The sequence below is a fragment of the Kitasatospora purpeofusca genome (assembly GCF_036010405.1).
In the GTDB taxonomy this organism is placed as follows: domain Bacteria; phylum Actinomycetota; class Actinomycetes; order Streptomycetales; family Streptomycetaceae; genus Kitasatospora; species Kitasatospora purpeofusca.
This window is the reverse complement of record NZ_CP108561.1, coordinates 9,436,918-9,453,707: the sequence shown is the minus strand read 5'-3', so window position 1 is coordinate 9,453,707 and position 16,790 is coordinate 9,436,918. Positions and strand designations below refer to the sequence as shown.

Sequence of the window (16,790 nt, the reverse complement as noted above, 5' to 3'; positions counted from 1 at the left end):
GGCGACCGCCGCACCGCCGTGCAGCAGAAGACCCCCTGACCGGGGGGCGTCCGGCCCGGGCACCGGTCGGTGGCCCGGGCCGGACGCCCCCCGCAACCTGCCGTCGCCTCGGGGCGACGGTTCAGTAGAGGCCCTCGGGGGACGAGCTGGTGGTCTGGAGGGGGCGGACGTTGGCGACGCCGTCGGTGGGCCATTGGTCGGTCGGGTGACGGAGGGCCTGGTCGCGTTCCAGGATGTTGGGCAGGAAGAGGTCCTCGTGGAGGACGGTGAGCCGTACCTGGCCGACCGTGCCGGGGGCGACCGGGGTCGAGCGGTCGTCCTTGTCGACCACCGCCATGGTGACCTGCGGGTAGTTCGGGACGTAGCTGATCAGCTCGCCGTCCCGCTCGATGTCCAGGCAGGCGGCGTTGCCGAAGGTGTTGCCGTAGGTCAGTCCGCAGATCCCGCCCTGGAGGGCGGTGCTGAAGGTCCGGTACATGTCGGCGCTGATCTGGGTGCCGCTCAGGCGCACGCCGTCGAGGGCGGCGACCAGCTCGGGCCGACGCTGGCGGAGGGCCTGGAAGAGGGCCGGGGTGGTGTTGAGGTAGTGGACCCGCCCCCGGTCGAGGACGTCGGCGATCTGCTCCAGCAGGTGGGTGGTGTAGTCGGCGACCTCGGCCATGCGCCCCGCCCGGATGAGGCGCTTCACCCACCGGGGGTCCATGTCCACGGCGTACACCTGGCCGGCGTGGAGTTCGGAGACCTCCCGGACGCCGTTCCCGATCAGGTGCGGTCCGGTGGGGGTGGCCTGCAGCCAGGTACGGCCCGGCGCGAAGCCTTCCCGCACGAAGGACCAGCGGCGCCAGAGCGCCCGGTGCTGCAGCATGTCGGGGGTGTAGAACGCCCGGCAGGGGGTGCCGGTGGTGCCGCCACTGTCCCAGACCCGCCCCGCGAGCGGCCTGGGCACCGACAGCGGGACGAGGTCCGCGGGGTCCTCCTCGCGCAGCCGGTCGAGCGGGAACGGGCCGAAGGCTCCGAGCTGGTCGTAGCGGGTGATGTCGCGGGGGTCGAAGTCCAACCCGGCGGCCTGCCCGAGCCAGTAGGGGCTTCCGGACACCGGGTCGAAGTGCCGTCGGACCACGGTGCGGGTCCACTCGTCGAGGTCGGTGTCCAGCCAGCGCGCGATCTGGGCGTCCGGGTCGGCGCGGGTGGCGGCGGTCACGACAGGGCCGGGGCACCGGAGAGGTCGATGCCGAGGTCGTAGGCGGTGGTCAGGGCCTGCTCGATGTGCTCGGGCCGCTCGATGTGCACCACCGGGAAGGGGAACGCGAGGATGCCCTCGGGGATCGAGGGGCCCATCACCAGCCCGAGTTGTACGCCCTGCTCCTTCATCCCGGTGTAGACGTCGACCAGGCTGATCGGGTCCGTGGAGTTGCGCTGGAAGAGGTCCCTGACGTCCGCCGCGGTGCGCAGGACCTTGGGCTCCAGGCAGGACAGCAGGGGGATCTCGGGGTCGGCGAAGGGGATCGCGTCGATGCGCGGGGCCATGAAGTCACGGTAGGGCCGGCGCAGCGGGGTGTGGACGGCGATGGTGCGCCCGGGCAGCGGTACGACCGTTCCCGGCGGGACCTCGGCGGCGAGCGCGCCGAGCGCCTCGGCGTGGCCGGCCAGCATCATGAGGCGCTGGCTGCCGTCGGCCGTGGGGCCGAAGTCGCCCGCCAGGTAGACGCCGGGGACGTTCTCGCCGGGGTGGGAGGGGGCGCCTTCGGCGAGGGAGCCGAAGGCGATGGCTATCCCCTGCTGCGGGTCCTCGGCCGAAGGTTCCGGGGTGTCGCGGGAGCCGGCCAGCATCTCGAACAGTTCCCGTCGCCCCAGCGATCCGGCGAGGCAGCTGGCGGTCATCGCGCCGAGGCTGAGGCCACCGATGGCCCCGGGTCGCAGGTCGAACGAGGCGAGCACGTCGTGCACGCCGATCGCGAGGGCCGCTTCGCGGACCGTGCCGACGCTCTGGCGCTCCTCCTGGGCGGTCGGGAGGTCCTCCTCCAGGATCTGACCGACCGTCAGACCGGTCCACTCGGAGACTTGTTCGTACCACCCCTGGACGACCTCGAAGGTCCGGTACAGCTCCAGGCCGTGCGGCTCGGTCCCGACGCCGCCGCCGAACAGGTACCCCAGACTCATGACAGCTCCTGTGACTCGGTGTGAAAGGAGGGGGTGGTGGTGCGGCCCATGCGTGGTGCAGCAGAAGTGGGCACGACAGCACAGTGCGCAGAATACGGCGTTCGACCGGAGGCTCGGGAACCTGTCTCGTGACGCGATATCGATACGCTATCCGGGTCTGGAAAAATGGCCGACAGCATACCATCGGCCTGCATTGTCATCCCTCGGAAATGATTTGATTTCGGCCTGTCCGCCCGGGCGGGGAGCCACGGGTGAGTTCAGGGAACAGTGCGCCCCGCCCTCTTCTCGGACTCGTGGAATTCCGGGAGAACACGGGGTGGCCATGCCCCGACGCTCAGCACACCGAGGGAGTGCGCCCGGGAGACCAGAGCGGGCCGGTTCGCGGCCTGGAAATGGCGCATCATCAACCCGATGCGGTACTCGATGCCCTGCCGGCTCAGATAGAGCGATGCCGCCAGCCGTGCGGTCGAGGTGCCGATCGCGACGCCTTCCAGGATGCGGACGTCCACGGCGGTCAGCAGCCGGACGTCCGCGCCGCCGGCAGGGCGCCCACCCGTCGGACGGGCGTCGTCGGCGGGCTCGGACCGCGGCGGCCGCGGCGCGGGCTTGATCTCCTCGGAGGTCGCTGCCGGTGTCACTCCTCGGTCTTCCTTTCCTGTCGTCCGTGGTCTCAGGTCCGGAGCGTGCCGGCGAGGTGCTCGCGGAGCATGCCGGTCACCTCGTCCGCCCGGTCGCTGAGGTAGAAGTGCCCGCCGGGGAAGACCTTGAGGTCGAACGCCGCCGTCGTGCGGTCGCGCCAGCGCCCGGCCTCGGGGACCGGGGTCCAGCGGTCCTGGTCCCCGACCACGGCGGTGACCGGGCAGTCGACCGCGGCGTCGCGGTCGGCCCGGTAGGCCCCCAGGGCCCGGTAGTCGCCGCGCAGCGCGGGCAGCACCATCCCCAGCAGTTCCTCGTCCTCCAGGAGCCGGGCGTCGGTGCCGCTCATCTCCCTGACCTCGGCCAGGATGGCCTCGTCGTCGAGCGGGTGGGCGAGTTCGGGCCCGTCCGCGGACGGGCCCTTGCGGCCGGAGACGAAGAGGTGGTCGATCCGACCGCCCGCGCGCTCGATCCGCCGGGCCACCTCGAAGGCGACCAGAGCGCCCATGCTGTGCCCGAAGAGCGTCAGGGGGAGGTCGTCCCAGCGGCGCAGCGCTTCGGCCACTTCGTCGGCCGTGCGGTGCAGGTCCTGGAGACCGGGCTCCTCCCGGCGGTCCTGCCTGCCGGGGTACTGCACGGCCAGGAGGTCGACCGGGCCGCACAGCGCGGCGGACACCGGGAAGTAGAAACTCGCCGAGCCGCCGGCGTGCGGAAAGCAGACCAGTCGGCGTGTGGCGGTCGGTGAGGGATGGAAGCGACGGCACCACAGGTCGCTGTCCAAGGAGAGGGAGGTCATGTCGGCCTTTCATTCCTTTCGCGAAATCCGCGCGGTGTCTGCGGGCGGGGTGCGGTGACCACGTGGGACAACCTCGGCAGCGGCGGCCGACTGGTACTTGCTAATACGGGAAGCTCCGATCGACGGCGCTCGGCGAGTCACGAGCGCGGCATATGACAGCCTGCCATGTCCATCGGATTATCAGCAAGTACGCACCTGAGTGCACCCAGTCACTCATGTCCGGTTCGATTCCGGCTGTTTCGTCGGCGAATGGCGGGAACGCTGCGGTGCGGGAGCAATCCCGTGGGATCCGCTCTGCTCCGACTCGGCAGCGACGGTCCGGCCGGACCGCGCACCGCGGATCCGACCGGGGACCGGCGGTGCCGGGTGCCGGCCGCTCCCCGCTGCCGTGACGGTGCCGCGCAGCGTAAACCCGGCACGAGCGCAAGACCTGTGCTCTAGGAATACATCTAGATCCGACAGGACCGCGTTGACCTGCACAGGGCCACCCAAGACGCTGGTGGCAGTCTTGCCCACCGGTCGTGCGATGAAGAGGACTCCCCCGTTGAACTTCCTGCTGCTGGGCCCGCTTTCCGTCCGGTTGAACGCGCGTGAGGTGCACGTGTCGGCACCGAGGCAGCGTGTGGTCATGGCGGCGCTCCTCCTCAACGCCAACCGGGTGATCTCGGTCGACCGGATCGCCGAGTACGTCTGGGACGACGCCCCGCCGCCGAGTGCCGCCGCGACCGTCCGCACCTATGTGATGCGCCTGCGGCAGTCGCTGGGCGAGCACGCCTCCGCGCGGCTCCTCACCCGGGCCCCCGGCTACCTCCTCGAACTCGGCGAGCACGAGAGCGATCTCGGGCAGTTCAAGGCCCACCGCCGGCGCGCGGCGGAGCTGGCCGAACGCGGAGACCTGGAGGGCTCCTCCGCCGAGCTGGCCGAGGCGCTCGCGCTGTGGCGCGAGGAGCCGCTGGCGGACATCCCGTCGCGGAGGCTGCGCGATGTGGAGGGCCGCTACCTCAAGGAACTCCGGCTGCAGACAATGGAGTTGCTGTTCGACGCGGAGCTGGCGCTGCTGCGGCACGCCGAGCTCGTGCCGGAGCTGGTGCGGCTGGTGCGGAAGCACCCTCTGCGGGAGGCCCTGGTGGGCAAGTTGATGCTGGCGCTGTTCCGCTCGGGCCGGCAGTCGGAGGCCCTGGACCTCTACCGGCGCACCCGGGTGCTGCTCGTCGAGCAGCTCGGCGCCGAGCCGAGCGCCGATCTGCGCGAGGTCCACCGGAGCATCCTCTCGGCCCACCACCGGCCCCGTACGCCCGAATCGCCGGAGCAGCCCGCGACCGCCCCGGAGACGGCCGCGGCGACGGCGCCGGCCGCTGTCCGGGAGAGGTCCTGCTGGCCGAGTCCGGCGCAGCTCCCCTCGGTGCCGCTGCCGCTGTCGGCCCGCTCCGGCGCGCTGGCGCGGCTGCAGCACTTCGTCACGACCGGCTCGATGCCCGCGGGCATGGTGGCGACGGCGGTGGTGACCGGCCGGGGAGGTGTCGGCAAGAGCGCGCTGGCCCTGCACACGGCGCACGCCGTCCGCGGCTCCTCGGTCCACGGCCAGCTCTACGCGGACCTCGGCGGAGCCGGGCGGACGCCGACCGCCCGGGCGGTACTGCCGCGGTTCCTGGCGGACCTCGGTGTGCCCCGGGACGAGATACCCGAGGAGGAGGCGGAACGGGAGAGCCTCTACCGCTCGCTCACTGCGGGCCGCCGCCTGCTGGTGGTGCTCGACAACGCCTCCAGCACCGCGCAGGTCCGGCCGCTGATACCGGGCAGCGGGGGCAGCAGACTACTGGTGACGAGCCGTCGGCGACTGGCCGACCTGGACGGGGCGCGCACCCTCCTGCTCGGCCCGCTGGACGAGGCCGGGTCGCTGGAGCTGCTGAGCAGCATCGTCGGCCCGGCCAGGGTCGGTGCCGAACCGCAGGCGGCCCGTACGGTGCTGACGGTCTGCGCGGGCCTGCCGCTGGCGATCCGGATCGCGGGGACCAGGCTGCTGGAGCGCCCGCACTGGAGCATCGGGCATTTCGCCCGGCGGCTCACGGAGGCCCCGCGGCTGCTGGACGAACTGTGCGCGGGCGACCTCGGTGTCCGGCCCTGCTTCGACGCCGACCACGCCGGGCTCCGGCGGACCGCTCCGGCCGGGATCGACCCGGCCGAGGTGTTCACCGCGCTGGGGGCCACCGGAGTGTCCTCGGTCTCCGGCAGCAGGGTCGCGGTGATGTTCGGCTGCTCCGAGGAGCAGGCCGAGGAGGCCCTGGACGCCCTGGTCGAGGCGAACCTGCTGGGTGCGCCGACGGGGGGCCGCTACCGGCTGGACCCACTGCTGCGGGCCTACGCCCACGAGCGGGCGCAGGCGGTCGCCGTACGGGAGGACAGCCACCCGTACAGGCGCGCCGGGTGACCGCCTCTGCGGCCCGGTCCCCCTCCGCCCCGATCCTTCTCGCCCCGTTCTCCTTCGCACCGTTCTCCTTCGATCCGTTCTCCTTCGCACCGTTCTCCTTCGACCGGATCTGCTTCGACCGGATCCGCTCCACCCCGATCCCCTTCGAGAGGACCTCCTCGCCATGGCCGACCAGACAGCAGCCACCGACGACCTGCTCGCCTACGTCCGGGAGGTCTCCCTCCGCGACGACGACCTCCTCAGGGAACTGCGGGAGACCACCGCCGACCTGCCCGGCGGGACCGCCATGCAGGTGATGGCGGAGGAGGGCCAACTGCTCTCCCTGCTGGTCGGGTTGACGGGGGCGCGGGCGGTGCTGGAGATCGGTACCTTCACCGGCTACAGCACCCTGTGCATGGCCCGCGCCCTCCCCGCCGACGGCGTACTGGTGTCCTGCGACATCGACGACCGGTGGCCGGCCATCGGCGCCGACTTCTGGAAGCGGGACGGGGTCGACTCCCGGGTGGACCTGCGGATCGGCGATGCCGCCGCGACCCTGGACGCACTGCTGGAGGAGCGCGGGCCGGAGAGCTTCGACCTGGTGTTCATCGACGCGGACAAGACCAACTACGTCCGCTACTACGAGGCTTCGCTGACGCTGCTGCGCGCCGGCGGTCTGATCGTGGTCGACAACACCCTCTTCTTCGGCCGGGTCGCCGATCCGGCCGCCACGGACCCGGAGACCGCCGGGGTCCGGGCGCTGAACCGGCTGCTGCACCAGGACCCCCGGGTGGAGCTGTCGCTGCTGGTGATGGCCGACGGGATCACCCTCGTCCGCAAGCGCTGAGGGCGGCGGGCCGGAGCCCGGGAGCGCCGGCCGCCGCGGCGGTCACGACGTTCCCGGGCCCCCTTCCGGTTCGTTCAGGTCCGGCACGCTCAGGTCGGGTGCGTCCACGCTGACGACGGTGGACACCACGCGCGGGCCGGGGACCAGGTGCAGGCGCTGGAGTCCGGTGTCCTCCGGAGCCGGTGCGAGGACGGCGGCGCACGGGCACGGCGCCTCGTCCAGGCCCTCGAAGCCCGCGAACCGGTAGGCGATCTCCATCATCCGGTTGCGTTCGGTCGCCCGGAAGTCGGCGACCAGGTGGACCCCGGACCGGGCGGCGGCGTCGGCCAGCCAGTTCAGCAGGGTCGCGCCGGCGCCGTAGGCGACGACCCGGCAGGAGGTGGCGAGCAGCTTGAGGTGCCACAGGCCCGGGTGCCGCTCCAGCAGCAGGACGCCGACCGCGCCGTGCGGGCCGAACCGGTCGGTGAGGGTGACCACCAGGACCTCGTGCCGGGGGTCGGTGATCAGACCGCGCAGCACCGCGTCCGGGTAGTGGACCCCGGTCGCGTTCATCTGGCTGGTGCGCTGGGTGAGTTCCTCGACCCGGGACAGCTCCTCGCCGGTGGCCCGGCCGATGCGCATCCGCAGGTCCAGGGAGCGCAGGAACTCCTCGTCGGGGCCGGGGGCGGCCGCCCGCTCGGCGTCGCGGCGGAAGCCCGCCTGGTACATCTCGCGACGCCGCCGGGAGTCGACGGTGCTGGTCGCGGGGGTGAACTCGGCGAGTTCGGGGAGGGCGAGGACCTCCTCGGCCGGGTAGCACCGTACGTCGGGCAGGTGGAAGGCCACTTCGGCGCGTTCGGCGGGCCGGTCGTCGACGAACGCGATGGTCGTGAGCGCGAAGTTCAGCCGGTCGGCGATCCGGCGCACCGACTCCGACTTGGCGCCCCACCCGATCTCCGGCAGGACGAAGTACTCGGCCAGGCCGAACGCCTCCAGCCGGGCCCAGGCGTGCTCGTGGTCGTTGCGGCTGGCCACGGACTGGAGGATGCCGCGGGAGTCGAGCTCGATCACCACCTTGCGCACCTCGTCCGGCAGGTGCACCTCGCCGTCCTCCAGCAGGGTGCCCTGCCACAGGGTGTCGTCCAGGTCCCAGACCAGGCACTTGACGGTCTCGGCCATGTCGTCCTTCCTCGTCTCGTCGGCCGCGGGCCCGCTCACGGTGCCCCCGTTACGGAGAGGGCGTGCTGTGCCAGCATCAGCCGGCACAGCTCGTTGCTGCCCTCGATGATCTCCATCAACTTGGCGTCCCGGTACGCCCGGGCCACCGTGTGCCCGTCCCGGGACGCGGCCGAGGCCAGTACCTGGACGGCCGTCGCCGCGCCCCGGGCGGCCTGGGTCGCGCTGACGTGCTTGGCCAGTACGGTCGCCACCACCTGGTCCGGCGACCCTTCGTCCCAGCAGCGGCTGGCGTGCTCGCAGACCCGCGTGGCCACCTGCTCGGCCGTGTAGAGGTCGGCGAGGTGCCCGGCGACGAGCTGGTGCTCCGCGAGCGGTCGGCCGAACTGCTCCCGTCCGGCGGCGTGTGCGGTGGCCGCCGCCAGGCAGGCCCGCAGGATGCCCACGCACCCCCAGGCGACGGACATCCGCCCGTAGGCCAGCGCGGTCGTCACCAGCAGGGCGGGCGGCAGTCCGTGACCGCCCAGGACGCTGTCGGCGGGCAGCCGCACCCCGTCGAGGTGCACGTCCGCGTGTCCGGCCGCGCGGCAGCCGAGCGGGTCGGCGATCCGCTCGATCCGGACACCCGGCGCGTCCGCGGGCACCACGACGGCCACCGCGCCGTCCTCGTAGCGGCCGACGACGACCAGCAGGTCGGCGTAGTGGGCGGCGGTCACCCACTTCTTGTGCCCGTCGACGACGACCGCGTCGCCGTCGCGGCGGACGGTCGTCGTCATCGCCGCGAGGTCGCTGCCCGCGCCGGGCTCACTGAAGCCGACCGCCGCCAGTGCCCCGCCGGTCAGCCGGGGGAGGTAGGTGGCCGACTGCTCGGGGGTGCCCAGGCGCTGGACGGTCCATGCCGCCATGCCCTGGGAGGTCATCACGCTGCGCAGCGAGCTGCACAGGCCGCCCACGTGGGCGGTGTACGCGCCGCTGTGCGTACTGCTGAGTCCCCAGCCGCCGTACTGCTCCGGGACTTCGGCGCACAGCCGGCCCTCGGCGCCCAGTTCGCGGAGCAGGTCCAGCGGAACGAGACCGGTCCGGTCCCACTCCCCCGCCAGGTCGCCGACCCGCAGGGTGACGGAGGTCATGGCGCCGCTCAGGTCCTCACCCATGCTGGCCCCCGGCGGCGGGCACCCGGAGCCGGTCCACCAGCGCCGCCATCCGCCGGACGGTGCGGAAGTTGTCCAGCCGCAGGTCCGCGCCGCGGACGGCGATGCCGTAGGTCTTCTCCAGGTGCACCACCACCTGCATGGCGAACAGGGACGACAGGCCGCCGGCGTCGAACAGGTCGGTGTCGGCGTCCCAGGCGGTTCCGGTGCGTCCTTCCAGGAATCCCAGCAGTTCCTTCTCCAGGTCGTGGGTGTCGGGCGTGTTCGCCGTGGTCATGGCCGTCTCCTCGTCGGGGTGGTCAGGTGCGGTCGAGTGGTCAGGGGTGGTCGGGTGCGGTCGGGACGATCAGGTGTAGTCGTAGAAACCGCGCCCGGACTTGCGGCCCAGCCGGCCCTCGCGGACCAGCCGGAGCAGCAGTTCGGCGGGGCGGCAGCCGTCGTCGCCGGTGCGTTCGTGGAGCACGGTGAGGGAATCGACGAGGTTGTCGATGCCGATCAGGTCCGCGGTGCGCAGCGGGCCGGTGGGGTGTCCCAGACAGCCCTGCATCAGGGCGTCGACGTCCTCGGCGGTCGCCGTGCCCTCCTCCACGACCCGGGCCGCGTCGTTGATCATCGGGTGCAGGATGCGGCTGGTCACGAAGCCGGGTGCGTCCCGGACGACCACCGCCCGCCGCCGCAGGGCCGTGAGCAGGGCCGCCGCGGCGGCCATCGCGGAGTCCGCGGTCCTGGCGCCGCGGACCACTTCGGCGGTTCCGATCAGGTAGGGCGGGTTCATGAAGTGGGTGCCGACCAGTTCCTCCGGCCGCTCCAGGGCCCCGGCCAGTTCGTCGACCGGGATGGAGGAGGTGTTGGTGATCAGCAGGGTTCCGGGCCGGACCAGTCCGGAGACCTCGGCCAGGACGGCGGCCTTGATCGCGGCGTTCTCGGTGACCGCCTCGACGACGGCGGTGGCTCCGGCGGCGGCCTTGAGCGAGGTGCCGGTGGCCAGGGTGCCGAGGGGCGTCCCGGCGGGCAGGGCGCCCATCAGCTCGGCGAGCCGGAGCTCGCCGTCGATCAGGTCAGCGGCCCGGTCGAGCCGGTCCCGGTCGATGTCGACCAGGTGGACCGGCAGGCCGTGCCCGAGGGCGAGGACGGTGATTCCGACGCCCATCACCCCGGCTCCCAGCACGGTGAGGGCGGGTCGCCGGGGGGGATCGTCGTACGGGGCCGCGGTCAACGGGTTCTCCTTCGTCTTCACAGGTCGTCGGGGGTGCGGAGGGTGGTACCGAACGTGGTGCGGAGGGTGGTGCCGAGCCAGTCGGCGACGGCGTCGCCGGTGGTCGCGACATGCTGTTCCATGATCGAGAAGTGGTCCCCGGGAACGTCGACGACGGTGTCGGCCCCGGCCCAGGACGCGCGCCAGTCACCGGCCTCGGCGGACGGGCGGCCGAGCGGGGTGGAGGCGCGGACCAGCAGCAGCGGGGCGCGGAGCGCCGGGGGCTTCCAGTCGTCGAGCAGACGGAAGTAGCCGCCCATCGCGGTCAGCCTGGTCCCGTCCATCGGGGCCGCCCGGTCCTCGCGGGCGAACATGCCGCCCAGCAGGACGTCGTTGAACTGGGTGATGCCCTGGTTGTCGGAGAGGTAGGTGTCCAGCAGCACCACGGCCGCCGGGCCCTCGCCGCGCTGCTCCAGCGCGGCGGCCACTCCCTGGGCGAGCGTGCCGCCGGAGGAGGAGCCGGCCAGGACGAGCGTGCGGCCGGGCAGTTCGCGGAGCAGTGTCGTCGCCTGGAAGTCCAGCAGGGCCGACATGTCGGCGGGCAGTTCCTCCTCGGGGGTGAATCCGGGGGCGTCCAGGGCGGCGACGGCGTAGCGGTCCCGGAAGCGGGAGGCGAAGCGGGCGTACTGGTGGGCGCCGCCGAGCGCGACGATGGAGCCGAAGCAGACGAGCACGGGGGCGTCGGCGCGCTCGTGCAGGCGCAGCAGCCGCGGGCCGGTGCCGGCGGCCGCGAGGTCGCTGCCGCTGTGGAAGGCCGGGCGCAGGGCGGAGGCGTTCTTGAGCAGGGCGATGCCCTCGTCGATCCGGCCGAGTGCGCAGGCTTGGCGGAACAGCACGCTCACCGGGTCGGCGGCGTCGGTGTCGGTGTCGGTGTCGGTGCTGGATGCGGCGGACCCGGTGCCGGTCGCGGACGCCGTTCCGGGCCGGGGGGTGTCCGCCGTCCGGGCCTCGGCGGCGAGGCGTGCCGCGAGCGCGGCGGGGGTGGCGCTGTCGAAGACGGCGGAGGGCCGCAACCGCAGTCCGGTGGCGGCGGCCAGCCGGTTGCGGAGCTCGACCGCGGTCAGCGAGTCGAATCCGACGGAGAGGAAGGGCACCGTCGCGGACAGCGCCCCGGAGTCGGTGTGGCCGAGGACTTCGGCGGCCTGGGCGAGCACGAGTTCGCGCAGGACCAGCTCGCGTTCCCGGTCGTCGGCGGCCGCGTCGAGCCGCTGCCGCAGCGCCGCGGCGGCGGTCGGCGTCCTCGTCGCTCCGGTCGTCGCGGTCGGGCCGCGCCGGACCAGGGAGCGCAGCATCGGGTGCACCGGTCCGTCGCCGCGCACGGTGAGGTCGAGGTGGGCCAGCACGACGGGGCTCCCGTCCGCCGGCGGGGCGGTGTCCGCGGCGCACACGGCGTCCAGCAGGGCCATCGCCTCCTCGTCGGAGAGACCGCGGGCGCCGCGCCGGTCGATGCGCCGCCGTTCGGCGCCGTCGAGCTCCGCCGTCATCCCGCTCACCCGCTCCCAGGGCCCCCAGGCCAGGGACAGGCCGGGGAGCCCGAGCCGTCGGCGTTCCGCGACGAGGGCGTCGAGCGCGGCGTTGGCGGCCGAGTAGGACGCCTGGCCGGGGCTGCCCAGCACGCCCGCGGCGGAGGAGAAGACGACGAACGCGGAGAGGTCCGCTCCGCGCGTCAGCTCGTCGAGGTGGCGGGCGGCGTCGAACTTGGGCCGCAGGACGGCCGCCATCCGCTCCCCCGTCAGCCCGTCCAGCAGACCGTCGTCGAGCACTCCGGCGGTGTGGACCACGGCACAGAGCGGACGGTGTTCGGGGACGGTCGCCAGGGCGGCGGCCAGGGCCTGAGGGTCGGACACGTCACAGCCGAGGGAGGTCAGTTCGGCTCCGGCCTCGGCCAGCTCCGCCGTCAGCTCCGGTATTCCGGGGGCGTCGGCGCCGCGGCGGCTCAGCACGAGGAGGTGGCGCACCCCGTGCGCGGTGACCAGATGACGCGCCAGGACGGCCGCGAGAGCGCCGCCGCCGCTCACCAGGACCGTCCCCTCGGACGGCCCGAACGCACCGACCGACCGGGACTCGGACGCGGAAGCGGGCGCGGAGGCGGAGGCGGTGGCCGTGCTGGCCGACGGCCGGACCAGTCGGGGCGCGTACAGGACGCCGTCGCGCAGGGCCGCCTGCGGCTCGCCCGCGGCAAGGAGGTCGGCGAGCGCGTCGCCGAGACCGTCCGGGTCCGGCCCCTCGGTGTCCAGCAGCACGAACCGGTCGGGGTGTTCCAGCTGAGCGGCCCTCAGCAGGCCCCAGACGGCCGCCGCGCCGAGGTCCGCCGGCCGCGACCGCGCGCCGAGCGGGCCGGTCGCACCCCGGGTGAGCACCACCAGGGGCGTCCCGGCGTTGCTGTCGTCGGCCAGGTGGGCCTGGAGGCGGTCCAGGACCCCGGCCGCGACCGCGTGCACCGCCGCAGCATCCGCGTCCGCGTCCGCCGTCACGGTGTCGGCGGACGGGGGGCAGATCAGCAGCATCGCGTCGGGTGTCGCGGCCGGGGGGTCGGCGGGGAAGGCGGCCGGCAGCAGCCGCTCGTCCCGCGGGCCGAGGAGGCCCCAGCGGGTGACCGGGCGCGGGCCGGGCTCGACGACGACCGGCGTCCAGCCGACGTGGAAGACGGAGCCGGAGGACGCCCGCAGTGCGGCGGTGGACGCCGTGCGCAGGGTGAGCGAGCCGATCGTCGCCACGGTGCGCCCCGAGGGATCGGTGATCCGCGCGGCGACGGCGTCGGGGCCGTCGGGGCGCAGCCGGACCCGCAGGACCTGCGCGTCGGAGGGTTCGATCGCGACGCGCTGCCAGGAGAACGGCAGGGGGACGCCGTCGGCGGGCTCCGCGGTCGCGGCGCCCTCGCGCAGACCGGTCGTCTGGAGGGCCGCGTCCAGGAGGGCCGGGTGCACCGCGAAGCCGTCCGCCCCGGTGCCGGGGAGGCCGTCGGGCAGGGCCACTTCGGCGTGGATCGCGTCCTCGGTGCGCCATGCGGCGCGCAGGCCCCGGAACGCCGGGCCGTAGGCGACGCCCCGGGCTTCGAGCAGCCCGTACAGCTCGTCCACGTCCAGGGGCACCGCGTCGGGCGGGGGCCACGTGCCGGTCGGTCCGGCCGTGTCGTCCGGGTCCGCCGTGTCGTCCCGGTCGGCCGAGGAGTCCCGGGGACCGACCGTGCCGGTCGCGTGCCGGGTCCAGGGCCGGTCGGCGGCGCCGGCCTCGGGCCGGGAGTGGAACTCCACCGGGCGCCGCCCCGTGCCGTCCTCGGCACCCACCCGTATCCGCAGTTGTACGGCGTGGTCGTCGGCGGCGTCGCCGGGCAGCAGCAGCGGGGCGGCGAGGGTCAGTTCCTCCACGAGAGCGCAGCCGAGGCGGCGGCCGACGTGCGCGGCCAGCTCCACGAGGGCCGCGCCGGGCAGGATCACGGCTCCGGCCACGGCGTGGTCGACGAGCCAGGGGTGTGTGGCCGGGGAGAGCCGGCCGGTGAAGAGGGTGCCCTCGTCGGGCAGTTCGACCGCAGCTCCGAGCAGCGGGTGGTCCGCGGCGGACTGGCCGACGGCGGCCCGGTCCCCGTCCGCCCGCTGGGCGTCGAGCCAGTAGCGGCGCCGCTGGAAGGCGTAGGTGGGCAGGTCCACCCGCTGGGCGCCGGTTCCCGCGAACAGCCGTTCCCAGTCGACGCGCAGGCCCCGGACGTGTGCCTCGGCGAGGGCGAGCTGGAACCGGCGGAGCCCTCCGGCCCCGCGCCGCAGGGTGTCGAGCAGCAGCGTCTCCGGGGCGCCCGCGTCGGCGGCCGTGTCCTCGATCGCGTACATCAGGGCGGGCTGGGGGCCGGACTCGATGAAGACGCGGTGACCGGCCGCGAGGAGCGAGCGGGTCGCCCGCTCGAACTCGACGGTCTGCCGGAGGTTGCGGTACCAGTACTCGGCGTCCAGGGCCTTCGTGTCCAGCAGGTCGCCGGTCACCCCGGAGTAGTAGGGCACCGCACCCGCGAGGGGGGTGATGCCGTCCAGGTCGGACAGCAGGCGCTCGCGGATCTCCTCCACGTGGGAGGAGTGCGACGCGAAGTCGACCTCGATGGGTGTCGCCCACACCCCTTCCTCCAGGAGTTCCGCCACCAGTGCCGTGACCGCGTCCGCGTCGCCCGACACCACCGTCGACGACGGGCCGTTCACCGCCGCCACCGACAGCCGGCCCGCCCAGGAGGCGATCCGCTCCCGCACCACGTCCACCGGCAGCGGCACCGAGGCCATTCCGCCCCGGCCCGCCAGCACACCCACCGCACGGGACCGCAGCGCGGCCACCCGCGCCCCGTCGTCGATACTGAGGCCGCCCGCCACGCAAGCGGCAGCGATCTCACCCTGCGAGTGGCCCACCACCGCGTCCGGAACGACACCGAACGAACGCCACACCTCAGCGAGCGACACCATCACCGCCCACAGCACCGGCTGCACCACATCCACCCGCGCCAGCAGCGCCCCGGAACCCAGCGCCTCCGCCAACGACCAGTCCACGTACGGCGCCAGAGCCCGTTCGCACTCCGCCATCCGCGCCGCGAACACCTCCGACTCGCCCAACAGACCGGCGGCCATCCCCACCCACTGCGAACCCTGACCCGGGAACACCAGCACCGAACGGCCGGGGAGTTGTCCACTGCCGACCTTCACGTCCGCCGAGCCAACGCCCCGCGACAGGGCGGCGACACCGGCCAGCAGCTCGCCCCGGTCCGCGCCCACCACCACCGCGCGCTCCGCGAACCGCGAACGCCCCGCCGCCAGCGAATGACCCACGTCCACCACGCTCAGGCCCGGTTCCGCCACCACCCGCTCGTGCAGCGCCGCCGCCTGGGCGCGCAGCGCGTCCGGAGTACGCGCCGACAGGATCCAGGGGACGGCGGCGGGCACCGGCTCCGGCGCGGCGGGCCGGTCGACCGGCTCGTCGGTGGCGGCCGTCGCGTCGGCCGGGGCGGAAAGGGCCTGTTCGAGGACGACGTGGGCGTTGGTCCCGCTGGCGCCGAAGGAGGACACCCCGGCCCGGCGCGGCCGTCCCGTCTCCGGCCAGGGGGTGGCCTCGGTCAGCAGGGAGACGGCTCCCTCGGTCCAGTCGACGCGGGGCGAGGGGCGGTCGACGTGCAGGGTGCGCGGCATCACGCCGTGTCGCATGGCGAGCACCGACTTGATCACCCCGCCGACGCCCGCGGCGGCCTGGGTGTGGGACAGGTTGGACTTCAGCGACCCCAGCCGCAACGGCCGCCCGAGGGGTCGGTCCTGCCCGTACGTGGCCAGCAGCGCCTGGGCCTCGATGGGGTCGCCGAGGGTGGTGCCGGTGCCGTGCGCCTCCACCATGTCCACCTCGGACGGGGCGAGTCCGGCACGGGCGAGCGCCTCGTTGATGACGCGCTGCTGCGCCGGCCCGTTCGGGGCGGTCATCCCGTTGCTGGCGCCGTCCTGGTTGACGGCCGAACCGCGGACCACCGCCAGTACCGGGTGTCCGTTGCGGCGGGCGTCCGACAGCCGCTCCAGCAGGAGCAGGCCCAGACCCTCCCCGAACCCGGCGCCGTCCGCCGCGGACGAGAAGGACTTGCTGCGCCCGTCGGGTGCCAGGCCGCGCTGACGGCTGAACCCAACGTACAGGCCGGGGGTGGACATCACGGTCACCCCGCCGGCCAGGGCGAGGGTGGTGTCGCCGGAGCGCAGCCCCTGGCAGGCGAGGTGGACGGCGACCAGGGAGGACGAGCAGGCGGTGTCCAGGGTGACCGCCGGGCCTTCCAGGCCCAGGGTGTAGGCGATCCGGCCCGAGGCGACGCTCGGGATGGTGCCGGTGCCGAGGAAGCCCTCCACTTCGTCCGGCACCCGGCCGAGCCGGGACCCGTACTCGCTGTAGATCACTCCGGCGTAGACGCCGGTGCGGCTGCCGCGCAGGGTCGTCGGGTCGATGCCCGCGCGTTCCACCACCTCCCAGGACGCTTCCAGCAGCAGCCGCTGCTGCGGGTCCATGGCCAGGGCCTCGCGCGGGGAGATGCCGAAGAAGCCGGGGTCGAAGCCGGTCGCGTCGTGGAGGAAGCCGCCTTCACGGACGTAGAAGGTGCCGGGGGCGTCGGGGTCGGCGTCGAAGCCGCCCTCGACGTCCCAGCCCCGGTCGGTGGGGAACGGCGAGACCGCGTCGCGTTCCTTGACCAGCAGCTCCCACAGGTCTTCCGGGGTGCGCACGCCACCGGGGTAGCGGCAGCTCATCGCCACGATGGCGATGGGCTCGGCGGAGTCGTCGCGGAGCCGTCGGTTCTCCTGCCGCAGGCGCTGGTTGTCCAGCAGCGAGGCGCGCAGCGCGGCGACCACCTGGTCCGTGTCGGTGGGCATGGGGTTGGCCTTCTCCTT

General features: G+C 73.8%; 11 protein-coding genes. 2 read left to right on the top strand and 9 right to left on the bottom strand.

All coding sequences use genetic code 11. From position 1 onward, the window contains the following. Window positions 1–121: 121 nt before the first annotated feature. From OG715_RS40850 to OG715_RS40835, 4 genes are all read right to left on the bottom strand, one after another. Window positions 122–1,201, bottom strand: a complete 1,080-nt coding sequence (locus OG715_RS40850) for an acyl-CoA synthetase family protein (RefSeq protein WP_266272124.1) — start codon at window positions 1,199–1,201, stop codon at window positions 122–124. Continuing rightward, window positions 1,198–2,160: an ACP S-malonyltransferase gene (locus tag OG715_RS40845; protein ID WP_266272125.1), complete on the bottom strand. Its 963-nt coding sequence runs from the start codon at window positions 2,158–2,160 to the stop codon at window positions 1,198–1,200. The genes OG715_RS40850 and OG715_RS40845 overlap by 4 nt, the downstream gene beginning before the upstream one ends. A gap of 257 nt (window positions 2,161–2,417) precedes the next feature. Then, window positions 2,418–2,798 carry a helix-turn-helix transcriptional regulator gene (locus tag OG715_RS40840; RefSeq protein ID WP_266272126.1) on the bottom strand — a complete coding sequence of 127 codons (381 nt, stop codon included), beginning with the start codon at window positions 2,796–2,798 and terminating at the stop codon, window positions 2,418–2,420. 32 nt (window positions 2,799–2,830) lie between these two features. After that, window positions 2,831–3,592: a thioesterase II family protein gene (locus OG715_RS40835; RefSeq protein ID WP_266272127.1), complete on the bottom strand. Its 762-nt coding sequence runs from the start codon at window positions 3,590–3,592 to the stop codon at window positions 2,831–2,833. Window positions 3,593–4,118: 526 nt separating this feature from the next. Between OG715_RS40835 and OG715_RS40830 the strand changes: the two genes are divergently transcribed. Together OG715_RS40830 and OG715_RS40825 are read left to right on the top strand one after the other, a co-directional pair. Next, window positions 4,119–6,020, top strand: coding sequence for an AfsR/SARP family transcriptional regulator (locus OG715_RS40830; RefSeq protein WP_266272128.1), 1,902 nt, complete (start codon window positions 4,119–4,121; stop codon window positions 6,018–6,020). Window positions 6,021–6,183: 163 nt separating this feature from the next. Next, window positions 6,184–6,846 (top strand): class I SAM-dependent methyltransferase, encoded by a 663-nt coding sequence (locus OG715_RS40825; RefSeq protein WP_266272129.1) that lies wholly within the window; start codon window positions 6,184–6,186, stop codon window positions 6,844–6,846. A gap of 42 nt (window positions 6,847–6,888) precedes the next feature. Here OG715_RS40825 and OG715_RS40820 read toward each other — a convergent pair whose 3' ends face one another. The 5 genes from OG715_RS40820 to OG715_RS40800 form a co-directional block, all read right to left on the bottom strand. After that, window positions 6,889–8,004, bottom strand: coding sequence for an HAD-IIIC family phosphatase (locus tag OG715_RS40820; RefSeq protein ID WP_266272130.1), 1,116 nt, complete (start codon window positions 8,002–8,004; stop codon window positions 6,889–6,891). 35 nt (window positions 8,005–8,039) lie between these two features. After that, window positions 8,040–9,155, bottom strand: coding sequence for an acyl-CoA dehydrogenase family protein (locus tag OG715_RS40815; RefSeq protein ID WP_266272131.1), 1,116 nt, complete (start codon window positions 9,153–9,155; stop codon window positions 8,040–8,042). After that, window positions 9,148–9,429 (bottom strand): acyl carrier protein, encoded by a 282-nt coding sequence (locus tag OG715_RS40810; RefSeq protein WP_266272132.1) that lies wholly within the window; start codon window positions 9,427–9,429, stop codon window positions 9,148–9,150. Before OG715_RS40810 ends, OG715_RS40815 begins: the two co-directional genes overlap by 8 nt. Before the next feature lie 69 nt (window positions 9,430–9,498). Next, window positions 9,499–10,368 (bottom strand): 3-hydroxyacyl-CoA dehydrogenase family protein, encoded by an 870-nt coding sequence (locus OG715_RS40805; protein WP_266272133.1) that lies wholly within the window; start codon window positions 10,366–10,368, stop codon window positions 9,499–9,501. Between the two features lie 17 nt (window positions 10,369–10,385). After that, window positions 10,386–16,772: a type I polyketide synthase gene (locus OG715_RS40800; RefSeq protein WP_266272134.1), complete on the bottom strand. Its 6,387-nt coding sequence runs from the start codon at window positions 16,770–16,772 to the stop codon at window positions 10,386–10,388. Window positions 16,773–16,790: the final 18 nt, after the last annotated feature.

Bases quoted from the DNA above. Each gene is read 5' to 3' on its own strand.
- OG715_RS40800 (WP_266272134.1), bottom strand. From the start codon at position 16,772: ATGCCCACCGACACGGACCAGGTGGTCGCCGCGCTGCGCGCCTCGCTG.
- OG715_RS40815 (WP_266272131.1), bottom strand. From the start codon at position 9,155: ATGGGTGAGGACCTGAGCGGCGCCATGACCTCCGTCACCCTGCGGGTC.
- OG715_RS40825 (WP_266272129.1), top strand. From the start codon at position 6,184: ATGGCCGACCAGACAGCAGCCACCGACGACCTGCTCGCCTACGTCCGG.
- OG715_RS40810 (WP_266272132.1), bottom strand. From the start codon at position 9,429: ATGACCACGGCGAACACGCCCGACACCCACGACCTGGAGAAGGAACTG.
- OG715_RS40830 (WP_266272128.1), top strand. From the start codon at position 4,119: ATGAAGAGGACTCCCCCGTTGAACTTCCTGCTGCTGGGCCCGCTTTCC.
- OG715_RS40845 (WP_266272125.1), bottom strand. From the start codon at position 2,160: ATGAGTCTGGGGTACCTGTTCGGCGGCGGCGTCGGGACCGAGCCGCAC.
- OG715_RS40820 (WP_266272130.1), bottom strand. From the start codon at position 8,004: ATGGCCGAGACCGTCAAGTGCCTGGTCTGGGACCTGGACGACACCCTG.
- OG715_RS40835 (WP_266272127.1), bottom strand. From the start codon at position 3,592: ATGACCTCCCTCTCCTTGGACAGCGACCTGTGGTGCCGTCGCTTCCAT.